This window comes from Stenotrophomonas sp. Y6, assembly GCF_022436665.1.
Classification (GTDB): Bacteria; Pseudomonadota; Gammaproteobacteria; order Xanthomonadales; family Xanthomonadaceae; genus Stenotrophomonas; species Stenotrophomonas acidaminiphila_A.
This window is the reverse complement of record NZ_JAKUKB010000003.1, coordinates 63216-78218: the sequence shown is the minus strand read 5'-3', so window position 1 is coordinate 78218 and position 15003 is coordinate 63216. Positions and strand designations below refer to the sequence as shown.

The window sequence follows — 15003 nt, the reverse complement described above, 5'->3', positions numbered from 1 at the left end:
ATGACCCTGGCCTTCCTGCGCTTCGAGCTGCGCGAGCAGCTGCGTTCCCCGTTGCTGTGGCTGCTGGCGGCGCTGTTCGCGCTGCTCGCCTTCGGCGCGGCCTCCAGCGATGCCGTGCAGATCGGCGGCGGCATCGGCAACGTGCACCGCAATGCACCGTCGGTGATCGCCACCTTCATGACCGCCTTCACCCTGATCGGGCTGCTGGTGGTCAGCCTGTTCGTCAGCAATGCGCTGCTGCGCGACTTCGAGCTGGGCACCTCGGAACTGGTGTTCTCCAGCCCGATCCGGCGCCGCGACTACCTGCTCGGCCGGCTTGGCGCCGCGCTGCTGGCCAGCCTGCTGATGTACGCCATCATCGGCGCCGGCCTGTTCGTGGCGCAGTTCATGCCCTGGATCGACGCCGCGCGGCTCGGGCCGGTGTCGCTGCGCCCGTACCTGTGGTCGTTCGCGTTCATGGTGCTGCCGAACGTGCTGTTCACCACCGCGCTGCTGTCGCTGCTGGCGGTGACCACCCGCAACATCCTGTGGGTCTACATCGGCGTCATCGTGTTCTTCGTGCTGTACGGCGTCAGCCGCGCCCTGCTGGCCGACATCGACAACCTGCGCGTCGCTTCGCTGCTCGACCCGCTGGGCATGCGCGCGATGGGCCAGGCGATGCGCTACTGGTCGGCCGAGGAGCGCAACACCGGCCTGCCCGCCTTCAGCGGCTACCTGCTGGAGAACCGGCTGCTGTGGCTGGCGGTCACCGCCGCCCTGTTCGCCGCCACCTTCGCCCTGTTCCGCACCGAACGCAGCGGCACCGGCCGCAGGCGCGGCAGGAAGACCGCCAGCGTCGCCACCACCGACGGCAAGCGCAGCCAGGTGGTCGCCCCCCGGGTCACCCCGGCATTCACTGCCGCCACCGGCTGGCGGCAGCTGCTGCGCCAGGTCGGCTTCGATGCGCTGGGCGTGTTCCGCAGTGCGCCGTTCCTGGTGCTGCTGGTGCTGGGCATGGCCAACTTCATTCCCAGCGCCCTGCACCGCCGCACCCTGTACGGCACGCCCAGCTGGCCGGTGACCTCGCAGATGCTGGAGGCCCTGCAGGGCAGCTACAGCTTCCTGCTGATCATCATCGTGCTGTTCTACGCGGGCGAGCTGGTGTGGCGCGAGCGCAGCGCGCGCATCGCTGGCATCAGCGATGCGATGCCGGTGCCCAACTGGGTGCCGCTGCTGGGCAAGTTCCTCACCCTGGTCACGGTGGTCGCCGCGTTCCAGGCCGTGGGCGGGCTTACCGCCATCGCCATCCAGCTGGCCAAGGGCTACACCCAGCTCGAACCGCTGCTGTACATCAAGACGCTGGCGCTGAACTCGGTGGTCTACATCCTGATGGGCGGCATGGCGCTGGTGCTGCAGGTACTGAGCAACAACAAGTTCCTGGGGTACGCGCTGCTGATCCTGCTGCTGATCGGGCAGTCGGTGCTGGGCATGCTCGACTACACCCAGAACCTGTACAACTTCGGCAGCTGGCCGAACGCGCCGTACTCGGACATGAACGGTTACGGCCATTTCCTGACCGGGCAGCTGGCCTTCCAGGGCTACTGGACGCTGTTCCTGCTGGTCCTGCTGCTGCTGTGCGCGGCGCTGTGGGTGCGCGGCGTCGATCCGGCCTGGCGCCAGCGCCTGCGCCTGGCCCGGCAACGCCTGCGCGGCCCGCTGGGCGCGGGCCTGGCCGCCGCCGTGCTGGCGTTCATCGGCTGCGGCGGCTGGCTGTACTGGAACACCAACATCCGCAACGAGTTCGTCTCGCCGGACCAGGTGCTGGACCGCCAGGCCCGCTACGAGCGCGAGTACCGCAAGTACAAGGACCTGCCGCAGCCGCGCATCGTCGCCGTGGACAACCACGTCGACCTGCATCCGGAAACCCAGAGCGTGCGCATCGACGGCCGCTACCGGGTGCGCAACACCCATGCCACGGCCATCCCGGCGATCCATGTGGCGATGGCCGACGACCGCACGCTGGCCGGCATCGAGCTGGGCGGCGCCCGGCTGACCACCCACGACGCGCAGCTGGGGTACCGCATCTATACGCTGGATGCGCCGATGCAGCCCGGCGAGGAGCGCGACATCACCTTCACCGTGGACATCCACCCCGACGGCATCACCGCCGGCCAGGCGCAGACCGAGATCGTCGACAACGGCAGTTTCTTCAACAGCCGCGTGCTGCCGACGTTCGGCTACGACACCGGGGTGGAGATCAGCGACCGCAACGAACGCCGCAAGCGCGGTCTCGGCGAGCCCACGCGCATGCCGCGGCTGGAGGATGCGGCCGCGCGCGCCAACAACTACATCTCCAACGACGCCGACTGGCTGGATTTCCGCAGCACCATCTGCACCGCACCGGACCAGATCGCGCTGGCGCCGGGCTACCTGCAGAAGGCGTTCGAACGCGATGGCCGCCGCTGCTTCAGCTACGCCATGGACCGGCCGATGCTGAACTTCTACGCCTACCTGTCGGCACGCTGGGAAGTGAAGAAAGCGGCCTACAACGGCATCCCGATCGAGATCTACCACGACCCCAAACATCCGTACAACGTGGACCGGATGATCGAAGGCGTGCAGAAATCGCTGGCCTACTACGAGGCCAACTTCAGCCCGTACCAGCACAAGCAGGTGCGCATCATCGAGTTCCCGGGCTACCGCTCGTTCGCGCAGAGTTTCGCCAACACCATTCCGTATTCCGAATCGATCGGCTTCATCGCCGACCTGCGCGACAAGGATGACGTGGACTACGTGTTCTACGTCACCGCGCACGAGGTGGCGCACCAGTGGTGGGCGCACCAGGTGATCGGCGCCAACATGCAGGGCGCGACCGTGCTGTCCGAGTCGCTGTCGCAGTACTCGGCGCTGATGGTGATGGAGAAGGAGTACGGGCGCGGCCACATGCGCCAGTTCCTCAAGGACGAACTGGACAAGTACCTGTCCGGGCGTGGTGGCGAGGACGTCGAGGAGCTGCCCCTGTACCGGGTGGAGAACCAGCAGTACATCCACTACCAGAAGGGCTCGCTGGTGTTCTACCGGCTGCGCGAGGAGATGGGCGAGCAGGCCCTGAACCGGGCGCTGTCACGCTTCCTCCAGGCCAAGGCCTTCCAGCAGCCGCCGTACACCACCTCGGTCGAGCTGCTGGAGTTCATCCGCGCCGAGGCCGGCCCGGCGCACCAGGCGCTGATCACCGACCTGTTCGAGAAGATCGGCTTCTACGACAACCGCGTGGTCGAAGCCACCGCGACCCGGCGTGCCGACGGCCGCTACGACGTGACCATGAACCTGCATGCCGACAAGCGCTATGCCGACGGCCTGGGCAAGGAAACGCCGGGGACGCTGGACGACTGGATCGAGGTCGGCGTGTTCGCCAAGGGGCCCTCGGGCAAGGAGCGCGACGAGAAGGTGCTGTACCTGCAGCGCCACCACGTCACCACGGCCGCGCCGGCGTTCACCGTGACCGTCGACGGGCGCCCGGACGAGGTCGGCTTCGACCCCTACAACAAGCTGATCGACCGCGTGTCGGCCGACAACCGCAAGCGGGTCGGCTACCGCTGAGGCGGCTGATCCGGCCCTGACCGGGCGTGCTGCGGTGCGGATTCCGTACCGCAGCGAATGGGTATACATTCGCCTGCACCCGGTCGCTCCTGACCACGCCATCCGCCCTGGGAGGGGACACATGCGCAAGACCTTCAAGACCCTGTTGCTGGCCCTGCCGCTGGCCATGGCCGGCATCACCGCGGCCCAGGCCGACAACACCAGCGCCGAAGGCCGCTGGCGGCAGATCGACCCGGACACCCACCGGGCCAAGTCGATCGTCGAGATCAGCCGCACCAGCAACGGCGCGCTGCATGGCCGCATCGTCGAGCTGCTCAACCCCAGCCGCCCCAACCCGACCTGCGACAAGTGCAGCGACGACCGCAAGGGCAAGCCGATCACCGGCATGGAGATCATCCGCGGCATGCGCGCCGACGGCGCCAACAAGTGGAGCGGCGGCAGCATCCTCAAGCCCGACGAGGGCAAGGTCTACAAGTCCAAGATGGAGCTGATCGAAGGCGGCCGCAAACTGCAGGTCTCCGGCTGCATCGCCTTCATCTGCAAGTCGCAGGTGTGGGAACGGATGTAACCCGCCCGCCGGCGTACCCCGGCACGCCACCGGCAGCCCCCCGCGAAACCCGGCCCAGGCCGGGTTTCGCGCGTACGGGGCGGGTTTACCGGTCGCCGCGGCGCGGCATGCGATAATCGGCGGTCCCCTCTGTTCCTGCCAACGGCCATGACCCGTACCGCGCTCGTCACCAATGCCCTGCCCTATGCCAACGGCCCGCTGCACCTGGGCCACCTGGTCGGCTACATCCAGGCCGACATCTGGGTGCGCGCGCGCCGGCTGATGGGCGGCAAGGTCTGGTACGTGTGCGCCGACGACACCCACGGCACGCCGATCATGCTGGCCGCGGAGAAGGCCGGGGTCAGCCCGGAAACCTTCATCGCCAACATCCAAGCCAGCCACGAGCGCGATTTCCTTGCCTTCGGGGTCGAATTCGACCACTACGACTCGACCAACTCGGCCGCCAACCGCGAGCTGACCGAGGCGCTGTACCAGCGGCTCGACGCCGCCGGCCATATCAGCCGCCGCTCGGTGGCGCAGTTCTACGACCCGGCCAAGGGCATGTTCCTGCCCGACCGCTACATCAAGGGCACTTGCCCGAAGTGCAAGTCGCCGGACCAGTACGGCGACAACTGCGAGGTCTGCGGCGCCACCTATGGCCCGACCGACCTGATCGACCCGAAGTCGGTGGTGTCCGGCGCGACGCCCGAGATCCGCGATTCGGAGCATTACTTCTTCGAGGTCGGCCGCTTCCAGGACTTCCTGCGCGACTGGCTGGCCGGCGACGTCGCCCTGCCGGGGGTGAAGGCCAAGCTGGCCGAGTGGCTGGACGCCGAGGGCGGGCTGCGCGCCTGGGACATCTCCCGCGACGCCCCCTATTTCGGCTTCGAGATCCCGGGCGCGCCGGGCAAGTACTTCTACGTGTGGCTGGACGCGCCGATCGGCTACCTGTCCAGCTTCCGCAACCTGTGCGCGAAGACCGGCGACGACTTCGACGCGGTGCTGGCCGCCGACAGCAGCACCGAACTGCACCACTTCATCGGCAAGGACATCGTCAACTTCCACGGCCTGTTCTGGCCGTCGGTGCTGCACGGCGCCGGCCTGCGCGCGCCGACCAGGCTGCACGTCAACGGCTACCTGACCGTGGACGGCGCCAAGATGAGCAAGTCGCGCGGCACCTTCGTCATGGCCCGCACCTACCTGGACGTTGGCCTGGCGCCGGAAGCGCTGCGCTACTACTTCGCCGCCAAGTCCTCCGGCGGCGTCGACGACCTGGACCTGAACCTGGCCGACTTCAGCGCCCGCGTGAATGCCGACCTGGTCGGCAAGTTCGTCAACCTGGCCAGCCGCTGCGCCGGCTTCATCTCCAAGCGTTTCGACGGGCGCCTGGCCGACGCACTGCCGGACCCGGCCCAGTACGACCGCTTCGTCGCCGCGCTGGCGCCGGTGCGCGAGGCCTACGAGCGCAACGACCCGGCCGCCGCGATCCGCCTGACCATGGCGCTGGCCGACGAGGCCAACAAGTACATCGACGACGCCAAGCCGTGGGTGATCGCCAAGGAGCTTGATAACGGCCGGTCAGGCGCCGGGGCCGAACTGCAGGCGGTCTGCACCCAGGGCCTGAACCTGTTCCGCGTGCTGGTGGCCGCGCTCAAGCCGGTGCTGCCGGCCACCGCGCTGCAGGCCGAGGGCTTCCTCAATGCGCCGATGCACGGTTGGGCCGACATCGCCGTCCCGCTCACCGCCCACACCATCGCGCCCTACGTGGCGCTGTTCACCCGTATCGACCCCAAGATGATCGACGCCATGACCGACGCATCCAGGGACACCCTGACTTCCCCGCCCGCCGCCGAGGCCAAGCCGGCCAAGGCCGAAAAGCCCGCCAAGGTGGAAGCGAAGACCGAGCCCAAGGCCGACGGTGAGACGCCCGCGTATATCGGCATCGACGACTTCGCCAAGCTCGACCTGCGCATCGGCAAGGTGCTCGAGTGCGGCTTCGTCGAGGGCTCGGACAAGCTGCTGCGCTTCCTGCTCGACGCCGGCGACCTCGGCCAGCGGCAGATCTTCTCCGGCATCCGCGGCAGCTACGGCGAGCCGGAAACGCTGGTGGGCCGCAACGTGGTGTTCATCGCCAACCTGGCGCCGCGCAAGATGCGTTTCGGCCTCAGCGAAGGCATGATCCTGTCAGCCGGCTTCGACGGCGGCGCGCTGGCCCTGCTCGACGCCGATGCCGGCGCGCAGCCGGGCATGCCGGTACGCTGACCCCGGCAGCGGTACGGCCGGCGGTCGCGGGCCTGCGCATGCGGGCCCGGGGCCACGCTCCGCGCCTGCCCTTTCCCCGGCCGCATCGCGTCCCCTTTGCCAGAGAACGCCCCGCATCGGCACTGGAACCATGGAACTGGCCCTGTTCGATTTCGACCACACCATCACCGTCTGCGACACCTACAGCCGGTTCCTGCGTCGCGTGGCCACGCCCGAGCAGCGCGCGCAGGCATGGTGGCGGGTCGGGCCGTGGCTGCTGGCCTATCGGCTGAAGCTGATTTCGGCCACGCGCATCCGCCGCCGCGTCACCGCGCAGGTGTTCAGCGGCCGCCACGCCGGCGAGATCGCGCAGATGGCCAGCGACTATGCCCGCGACCACCTGCCCGGCATGGTCCGCGCGGAGATGCTGGAGCAGATCCAGTGGCACCGGGCGCAGGGCCACACGGTGGCGGTGGTCTCGGCCTCCATCGACCTGTACCTGCAGTCGTGGTGCGACCAGCTGGGCCTGCAGCTGATCTGCAACCGGCTGGAAGTGCAGGACAACCGCCTCACCGGCCGCTACGCCGATGGCGACTGCGGGCCACGCAAGGTGGCGCATATCCGCCGGCGGTTCGACCTGGGCGCGTTCCAGCGCATCCACGCCTATGGCGACAGCCGCGAGGACAGGCCGATGCTGGCCCTGGCGCACGAACGCTGGTACCGCGGCAGGCCGGTTTCCTGATCCCCATGCACGACACCCACGACACCCTGATCGAACGCCTGGACCGGGTGCTGCCGCAGACCCAGTGCGGGCAGTGCGGCTACGACGGCTGCCGCCCGTATGCCGCGGCGATGGCGCGCGGCGAAGCCGGCATCGACCACTGCCCGCCCGGCGGCGACGCCGGCGCCCGCACGCTGGCGCACATCCTGGGCGTGCCGGCGCGGCCCTACGACCGCAGCCGCGGCACGCACGCGCCGGCACAGGTCGCGGTGATCGTCGAGGCCGACTGCATCGGCTGCACCAAGTGCATCCAGGCCTGTCCGGTGGATGCCATCGTCGGCGGCGCCAAGTTCATGCACACCGTGCTGGCCGACCTGTGCACCGGCTGCGAACTGTGCCTCCCGCCCTGCCCGGTGGACTGCATCGTGCTGCAGCCGGCATGAACGCCGCGCGGCCGTGGGGCCCTGTCCCCGCCCCACGGCCGTCCCGCATCCCCATGCATGCCGTCAGGCGGCACCGGCAAGCCTGCGCAGCCCCGCCACCAGCCGGTCGATCTGCGCCGGCGAGGTGAAGATGCCCGGCGTGACCCGCACGCAGGCGCCGTGCGCCAGGCCGTCGCGGTGCACGGTGAACACCCCGTGCTCCTCGAGCAGGCGCCGGGCCACGCCGATGTTCTGCTGCAGCGTGACCTGCCCCACCAGCCGGAACGAGGCGATCGCGCTGCTCAGCCGCGGCTCGTCCGACCCCAGCAGCTGCAGCCCCGGCAGCGCGCGTGCCGCGTCGCGCCACTGGTCGCGCAGGCGCAGCAGGCGCGCGCGCTTGGCTGCGGTGCCGATGCGCTGGTGGAACGCCAGCGCCGCCGGCAGCGCCAGGAACGCGGCGAAATTGGCGGTGCCGGTATGCACGCGGCTGGCGATGCCGCGATCCGGATCGCCCATGTACGGGTCGATGTCGGCCACCCGTCCGCGGCGCACGTACATCGCGCCCACGCCGACCGGCGCGCCGATCCACTTGTGCAGGTTGATGCCGACGAAGTCCGCGCCCAGGCCGTCGATGCGGGTCTCGACCTGGCCGATGGCATGGGCCGCATCGACGATCACGTCCACGCCGCGGGCGCGGGCCATGGCCGCGATCTCCGCCACCGGCAGCAGCATGCCGTTGCGGTGGTTCACCTGGGTCAGCAGCATCAGTTTCAGGCGCGGGTTGCGCTGCAGCGCCTGCGTATAGGCCTCCAGCACCTGCGCATGGCCGCAGGGCTCGGGCAGGGCGATCGCCACCGGCTCGACGCCGCGTCGCGCGCGCAGCCACTGCATCGCGGTGATGGTGCTGTCGTAGTCGATGTCCGCATACAGCACCTGGTCGCCCGGGCGCAGCCGGTTGTAGCCGCCGATCAGTGCCTGCAGCGCTTCGGTCGCGCCGCGGGTGAGCACCACCTCGTCCTCGCCCACGCCGAGGAAGTCGGCCAGCTGCCGCTGCACCACGCGCATGCGCTGCGGAAACGCGACCCGCCCGAACCAGGCATTGCCGCGGTTCACCTCGACGGTGGCCTGCGCGTACGCCTGCAGCACCGGCCGCGCCATCGCCCCCCAGTAGCCGTTGTCGAGCATGACCACTTCGTCGCCGAGGTCGTACTGGGCCGCCACCGCCGCCCAGTAGGTTTCATCGCCGGCCAGCTGCGCCGGCGACACCCCCGCCGGCGGCTCCGGCAGCGCCGGCGCGGCAGCCGTCGCCATCGCCGGCGCGCCCGCGGCCAATGGCATCAGCGCGGCACCGCGCAGCAGGCGTCGTCGTGCGCCGTCCATGCTCAGAACGCCACCCGGTACTCGGCATAGACATTGCGCCCGTCGGTGTCGTACGGCGCATTGCGCGAGTACACCAGGCCGCGGCTGGCCTGGAACACCGCCTCGTCCGGGTAGCGGTCGAACAGGTTGTCGGCACCGATGCGCAGGCTGTTGCCCGCATTGAAGCGGTAGGCCACCGCCAGGTCGAAGAACTGCATGTCGCCGAAGCGCTGGAAGATGTCGCCGGTGGCATTGCCGGTGGCATCGGTCCAGGCGCCGTAATGGCGCAGCTTGCCCAGCACGGTCCAGTTGCCGATGTCGTAGTTGGCGCTGAAAGTGCCCTTCTGCCGCGGCAGCCGTTCCTCGAAGATCACCCGCTGGGTCTGGCTGGTGGCGACGCTGGTCGCGCCCTTGTCCACCTGCGTGCGGTTGTAGTTCCAGCCCAGCGTCAGGTTGAGCTGGCCCGGGCCGGCGTCGCCCACCCAGCTGCCCACCAGGTCCACGCCGCGCGTGGTGGTATCGAAGTCATTGGTGAAGTAGCTGACCGAGGTGTAGCCCATCGGGTTGGGCACCCCGGCCGGGATCTGGAACGACGCCGACTGGCTGAAGCGGTCGGTGACCTTGATGTCGTACAGGTCCACCGAGCCGGACAGACCGGCCTCGTTGCGCCAGGCCAGCCCCAGGGACGCGGTGCGCGACTGTTCCGGCTTGAGCGCGCGGGCGCCCAGCAGGCGCGCCAGCGGATCGTTCGGCGACAGCCGGCCCGAGGTGAAGACCTGCAGCGTCACCGTGTCCAGCCCCTGCACGGTGCTGGTGGTGTACAGCTGGCCCGGGGTCGGTGCGCGGAAGCCGGTGGACACCGAGCCGCGCAGCGCGAATGCCGGGGTGATCTCGAAGCGGCTGGAGAGCTTGCCGTCGAGGGTGCCGCCGAAACTGGAGAAGCGCTCGTAGCGCGCGGCTGCGCCGACATTCCAGCGCGCGCTCACCGGCGCCTCCACGTCCACGTAGGCGGCATGGCTGCGCTGGCTCCAGCGCCCGGCGTTGTCCGGGCCGAAGCCCGGCGCGCCGTTGGAGTTGCCGGCCAGCCCGGCCGCCGCGCCCGGGCCGATCGCGTACGACGCCGGGTCGCCGGCATCCACGCCGTAGGTTTCCTCGCGGAACTCCGCGCCGAAGGCAATGTTCAGCGGTGCCGGCAGCGCCGCCAGCGGCAGTGCGTAGACGAAATCGGCGTTGAGGTTCTTCTCCACCTGCGACAGCCGCCCCAGGTAGAACGCGGTCGGGCTGGCCGGGCCCAGCGAGGCGTTGATCGACTCGTCCAGGGTGTACTCGATGCGGTTGCGGCCATAGGCGCCGCTGACGTCCCAGCTCAGATCGGGGGTGAACTGGCCGCGTACGCCGGCCACCAGCTGCAGGTCGTCGTAGTCGCTGCCGTACTTGGGCGAAAAGCCGGTCGGGTACAGGCTGCGCACGTCCCAGCCGGGGAACACCGCGGTCGGCCTGTACACCGAGGCGGTGCCGTCGGGATTGCGCCAGTTGAAATCGCTGACCCCCTCGCCGCTGTTGTACAGGCCATGGGCGTAGGCCTCGGCGGTCTGCCCGAACGGCAGTTTCAGGTTGAAGCCCAGCCGCCGGTTTTCCAGGTCGGGCTGGCCCCAGCGCTGCACCGGATCGGGCACCTGCAGCTCGGGGTGTGCGTTCTGGAAGGCGATCGCGTCGGGGCGCTGGCGGCTGCGCGAGGTGGCATCGGCGGTGTCGTAGTCGAGGAACAGCGACAGCACGCCGGCCTGCCCCAGGCCGACGCCGGTGCGGGCACCGAAGCGGCGGGCGCTGCCGTCGCCCTCGGCGTACTCGGACGCGCCCAGGGTGAACTCGCTGCCGATGCTGTCGTCGAGGATGATGTTGATGACGCCGGCGATGGCATCGGAACCGTACTGTGCCGAGGCACCGTCGCGCAGCACCTCGATGCGCTTGATCGCGCTGGTCGGGATCTGCGAAAGATCCGGCCCCTGCGCACCGCGCGAGCCGAGCAGCGCCGAGCGATGGAAGCGGCGGCCGTTGACCAGCACCAGGGTCTGGTCCGGCGACAGGCCGCGCAGCGTGGCCGGGCGCACGAACACCTGGCCATCGGCCATCGGCAGGCGCTGCACCACGAACGACGGCACCAGCTGCGCCAGCACGTCGGACAGGTCGGTGGACTCGACGGCCTGGATTTCCTCCTGCGAGAACACGTCCACCGGTGCCAGCGTGTCGAACTGGGTGCGGTTGGAACCACGCGTGCCGGTGACGATCATCGCGTCCAGGGTGGTCGGCTGGGCGGCCACGTCAGCGCCAGCGGCGGTAGCGGTGGCGGCGCGCGCGTCGGTGCAGGCAAGGGGAAGCAGGACGGCGCCAACGGCCATCGTCAACAGGCAACGCTTCACTTCGGACTCCGGTAGGCAGGGAACCGGGCCGGCAATGCCGACCCGCGGCGCGCATGGTCGGCGCCGCGCGTTTCCCGCCGATGACAGAAGCCCTGCATCTGCTTCATGCAGAAAGTGGCTTTGGCATGTTGCCGGCTGGCGATGCCGGCGCGTGCGTCACTCCAGCCGCTGCAGCTCCCACGCGCGGTGGATGCGGGCGTTGCGTTCGAAATCCGGACCGATGGTCCTGGCGCTGATCTCGCGGCAGCGCGCGAACCCGGCGATGGCGTTCTCTTCGAGTTTGAAGCGGCGGAAGTTGTTGGAGAAGTACAGCACGCCGCCCGGCGCCAGCCGCGCCACCGCCGCGCGCAACAGGCGCAGCTGCTCGCGCTGCACGTCGAAGTCCTCGGCGCGCGCGGAGTTGGAGAAGGTCGGCGGGTCGCAGAAAATCACGTCGTACTGGCGCTGCTCGGCCTCCAGCCACTGGATCGCATCAGCCTGCACAAGTTGGTGGCGGCTGCCGCCCATGCCGTTCAGGGCCAGGTTGTCGGCGCACCACTGCAGGTAAGTACCGGACAGGTCGACGCTGGTGGTCGCGGCCGCGCCGGCCACCGCCGCTTCCACGCTGGCCACGCCGGTGTAGCAGAACAGGTTGAGGAAACGCTTGCCGCGCACCTGCGCGGCCATGTGCCGGCGCAGCGGGCGGTGATCGAGGAACAGGCCGGTGTCCAGGTAGTCGAACAGGTTCACCCGCAGCAGCGTCTCGTTCTCGCGCACCAGGATGAACTCGCCGCGCTGCTCGAAGCGGCCGTACTTGCTGCCGCCCTTGCCGCGCTCGCGCGATTTCAGCGCCACCTGCTCGGCCGGCACCTCGAACACCTCGCGCGCCGCGGCCAGCAGCTCGTTGCGGCGGCGGCGCACGTCGGCGTCGGGGATGGTGGCCGGTGCGGCGTATTCCTGCACGTGCAGGAAGATGCGGCGCTTGCCGCCGTCCTCCTGGTAGACGTCGATGGCCGCCGCGTACTCCGGCAGGTCGGCGTCGTAGGCACGGAAGCAGCTCACGTTCTCGCGCGCACGCCAGCTCTTGAACTTCTTCAGGTTCTTGCGCAGACGGTTGGCCACCATCTGCGCGCCCTCGCTGAGTTCCCGCGGCTGGCCGTCGTCCGCGCGCCCGGCCACCGCGATGGGGTCGCAGACGATCAGCGTGCACTCGATGGCGCCGTTGAACAGCTGGTAGGTCCTGCGCGCGCGCAGGCCGGTGGCGAAGGCCAGCTCGGCGTTGCCGCACAGCAGGCTGGCGCGCCACTGCGGCACCGTGCGCTTGAGCGCCTCGCCCAGGCGGCGGTACAGCGCGGCGTCGGCGGCCAGGCGCTCGTCATAGGGCGGGTTGCAGACCACGCAGCCGGTTTCCTGCGGCGGCACCTGCAGGTCGGCCACGTCGCGCACGCCGAACCAGATGGCCTGGCCGACACCGGCTTCCTCGGCGTTCTGCCTGGCCGCACGGATCGCCTGCGGGTCGAGGTCGCTGCCGTGGATGACCTGTTTCAACGCGGCGCGGCCGACGCGCTCGCGCTCGCGCGCCTCGGCCACCAGTTCGCGCCACTGCGCCTGGTCGAAACCGCGCCAGCGGCTCGGCGGCCTGGTGGAAAGTCCGGCCATGGATGGCCGGGCCGTTGCGGAGGGATCCGCATAACGCTGCAGCCCGGGCGCGACGTCGGCGGCCATCAGCGCGCCTTCGATCAGCAGCGTACCGCCGCCGCACATCGGGTCGAGCAGGCCGCCGCCTTCGGCGTGGATCTTCGGCCAGCCGGCGCGCAGCAGCACCGCGGCGGCCAGGTTTTCCTTGAGCGGTGCATCGTTCTGCGCCAGGCGCCAGCCGCGCCGGTGCAGCGAACCGCCGCCGAGGTCGATGGAGATCGTGGCCCGGCCCTTGCGCAGCGACAGGTTGATGCGCACGTCCGGCAACTCGACGTTCACCGACGGCCGCTCCAGTCCCTGCCCGCGCAGCCGGTCCACCACGGCGTCCTTGATCCGCTGCGCGGCGAAACGCGCGTGGGTGATGGCGTCACCGGAGACATGCGCATCGACCGCCAGGGTCAATTCGGCGTCCAGATGCGTTTCCCACGGCATCGCCAGCACGCCCTGGTACAGCGAGCCCTCGTCCGGGCAGTCGAACTCGGCCAGCGGCCACAGCACGCGGCTGGCCAGGCGCGACCACAGCACCACGCGCTGGGCGTCGCGCAGTTCCCCTTCGGCATTGACCCCGGCGATGGTCGCGGTGGCGCGGGGCAGGCCGAGCGCCAGCAGTTCGTCGGCCAGGAGGTACTCCAGGCCCTTGGCGCAGGAAACGAAGAATTTCACGGGGGGCATCACGGGGGAACGGCAATGGGCCGGGGGCGCCATTGTACGGGGCCCATGTAGATGCGGGGCTTGCCGCGCATGAAGCGTTCCCGGTGAAGCCACATGCGGGGCAAGCCCCGCATCCAAGGGATCGGCAGCCGTTACAAGACCTGCAGCAGGGCTTCGAATTCGCGTGCCGAGGCGTCGACGTGGTGTTCCAGGCGGTGGCCGTCGTCGACCAGCAGCAGCCGCGCGGCACGGGCCTGCGCCCAGGCGATCACCGCGGCCGGCGGGATCAGTTCGTCGCCCCAGGCATGGACCACGCTGGTCGGCACCGGTGCCGCGTCCAGCGCCGGCATCGGCCCCATCCGGGTCGGCGGCACCATCAGGAACAGCCCGCGCACCGGTACCTGCAGCGAGGCGATGGCGGAGATATAGGCGCCAAGGCTGGACCCGGCCAGCACCACCGGGCCGCGCGCGGCGGCCTCGCCGGCCAGGCGGATCAGGCGCTGCAGGCGCCCCGGCACGTCGCCCACTTCGCTGATCTCGCGGCGGGCATCGAGGTCGGTGTAGTCCGGGCGCTCATGGGTCCAGCCCAGGCGCTGCGCCACCTCGGCCAGCGCGGTGACCTTGGTCGCGTCGGGACCGCTCTCGAAACCATGGGACAGGATGCAGTGGCCGCGACTCATGGGGCACCGTGGGGGGAAGCATGACGGGGCGGCAATGCTAGCATCGGCCAATGCACGCCATGCCCGCGATCCATATCGATCCCCTGCCCTACGAGCCGCTGCTGGCGCTGCGTGAACCGGGCGCGATCGACCTGGTGGTGATCCACTGCACCGAACTGCCGGACCTGGCGATGGCACGCGCGTACGGCGAACGCGTGCTGTACGCCAGCGGCACCGGCAACAGCGGCCACTACTACATCGACCGCGACGGCAGCATCCACCAGTACGTCGCGCCGGAACGCAGCGCCCACCACGTGCGCGGCATCAACCCGCGCGCGCTCGGCATCGAACTGGTCAACAGCGGCCGCTACCCGCACTGGCTGGACTCGCGCCACCAGGCGATGGACGAGGCGTACCCGCAGGCCCAGATCGACGCCCTGGTGGCGCTGCTGCGCTGGCTGCCGCAGCGGCTGCCGGCATTGCGCTGGATCGCCGGCCACGAGGATCTGGACACCGAGCAGGTGGCGGCCAGCGACGACCCGGCGCGCACGGTGCCACGCAAGCGCGATCCGGGGCCGCGGTTCCCGTGGGACCCGGTGCTGGCGGCGATCACGCTGCAACGCCTGCCGGCAGCCGCGTAGGCGCGGCTTCAGCCGCGACCGGGCGGATGCATCGGACGCCGGCGATGGCGGCAGGCGCTGCGGTGGAGCGCCATTCCGGGCAGGCC

Annotated in this window: 10 protein-coding genes; 6 read left to right on the top strand and 4 right to left on the bottom strand. The window is 70.0% G+C overall.

Annotated elements, in window-relative coordinates:
• The 5 genes from MKP15_RS03735 (at position 1) to rnfB (ending at position 7531) form a co-directional block, all read left to right on the top strand.
• Positions 1–3579 carry a M1 family aminopeptidase gene (locus tag MKP15_RS03735; protein ID WP_240211815.1) on the top strand — a complete coding sequence of 1193 codons (3579 nt, stop codon included), beginning with the start codon at positions 1–3 and terminating at the stop codon, positions 3577–3579.
• Between the two features lie 121 nt (positions 3580–3700).
• Entirely contained in the window at positions 3701–4147 is a 447-nt protein-coding gene (locus MKP15_RS03730) for a DUF2147 domain-containing protein (RefSeq protein WP_104939157.1), read from the top strand.
• Between the two features lie 147 nt (positions 4148–4294).
• Positions 4295–6388 carry a methionine--tRNA ligase gene (gene metG, locus MKP15_RS03725; RefSeq protein ID WP_240211814.1) on the top strand — a complete coding sequence of 698 codons (2094 nt, stop codon included), beginning with the start codon at positions 4295–4297 and terminating at the stop codon, positions 6386–6388.
• 130 nt (positions 6389–6518) lie between these two features.
• Entirely contained in the window at positions 6519–7109 is a 591-nt protein-coding gene (locus MKP15_RS03720) for an HAD family hydrolase (protein ID WP_104939159.1), read from the top strand.
• A gap of 5 nt (positions 7110–7114) precedes the next feature.
• A complete protein-coding gene (gene rnfB / locus MKP15_RS03715) occupies positions 7115–7531 on the top strand; it encodes an Rnf electron transport complex subunit RnfB (RefSeq protein ID WP_240211813.1) in 417 nt (138 codons plus the stop codon).
• 63 nt (positions 7532–7594) lie between these two features.
• Here the strand turns inward: rnfB and MKP15_RS03710 are convergent, their stop codons facing one another.
• The 4 genes from MKP15_RS03710 to MKP15_RS03695 form a co-directional block, all read right to left on the bottom strand.
• Positions 7595–8890 (bottom strand): aminotransferase class V-fold PLP-dependent enzyme, encoded by a 1296-nt coding sequence (locus MKP15_RS03710; RefSeq protein WP_240211812.1) that lies wholly within the window; start codon positions 8888–8890, stop codon positions 7595–7597.
• 2 nt (positions 8891–8892) lie between these two features.
• Entirely contained in the window at positions 8893–11289 is a 2397-nt protein-coding gene (locus tag MKP15_RS03705; RefSeq protein ID WP_240211811.1) for a TonB-dependent receptor, read from the bottom strand.
• Between the two features lie 156 nt (positions 11290–11445).
• Positions 11446–13629 carry a bifunctional 23S rRNA (guanine(2069)-N(7))-methyltransferase RlmK/23S rRNA (guanine(2445)-N(2))-methyltransferase RlmL gene (rlmKL, locus tag MKP15_RS03700; protein ID WP_240211810.1) on the bottom strand — a complete coding sequence of 728 codons (2184 nt, stop codon included), beginning with the start codon at positions 13627–13629 and terminating at the stop codon, positions 11446–11448.
• Between the two features lie 140 nt (positions 13630–13769).
• Positions 13770–14297, bottom strand: coding sequence for a hypothetical protein (locus MKP15_RS03695; protein WP_240211809.1), 528 nt, complete (start codon positions 14295–14297; stop codon positions 13770–13772).
• A 59-nt stretch (positions 14298–14356) separates the two neighbouring features.
• Here MKP15_RS03695 and MKP15_RS03690 point away from each other — a divergent pair, with 59 nt between their 5' ends.
• Positions 14357–14917 carry an N-acetylmuramoyl-L-alanine amidase gene (locus MKP15_RS03690; protein WP_104940223.1) on the top strand — a complete coding sequence of 187 codons (561 nt, stop codon included), beginning with the start codon at positions 14357–14359 and terminating at the stop codon, positions 14915–14917.
• Positions 14918–15003 lie beyond the last annotated feature (86 nt).

Coding starts and splice junctions, on each gene's coding strand:
- MKP15_RS03735 (WP_240211815.1), top strand. CDS start 1: ATGACCCTGGCCTTCCTGCGCTTCGAGCTGCGCGAGCAGCTGCGTTCC.
- MKP15_RS03730 (WP_104939157.1), top strand. CDS start 3,701: ATGCGCAAGACCTTCAAGACCCTGTTGCTGGCCCTGCCGCTGGCCATG.
- metG (WP_240211814.1), top strand. CDS start 4,295: ATGACCCGTACCGCGCTCGTCACCAATGCCCTGCCCTATGCCAACGGC.
- MKP15_RS03720 (WP_104939159.1), top strand. CDS start 6,519: ATGGAACTGGCCCTGTTCGATTTCGACCACACCATCACCGTCTGCGAC.
- rnfB (WP_240211813.1), top strand. CDS start 7,115: ATGCACGACACCCACGACACCCTGATCGAACGCCTGGACCGGGTGCTG.
- MKP15_RS03710 (WP_240211812.1), bottom strand. CDS start 8,890: ATGGACGGCGCACGACGACGCCTGCTGCGCGGTGCCGCGCTGATGCCA.
- MKP15_RS03695 (WP_240211809.1), bottom strand. CDS start 14,297: ATGAGTCGCGGCCACTGCATCCTGTCCCATGGTTTCGAGAGCGGTCCC.
- MKP15_RS03690 (WP_104940223.1), top strand. CDS start 14,357: ATGCCCGCGATCCATATCGATCCCCTGCCCTACGAGCCGCTGCTGGCG.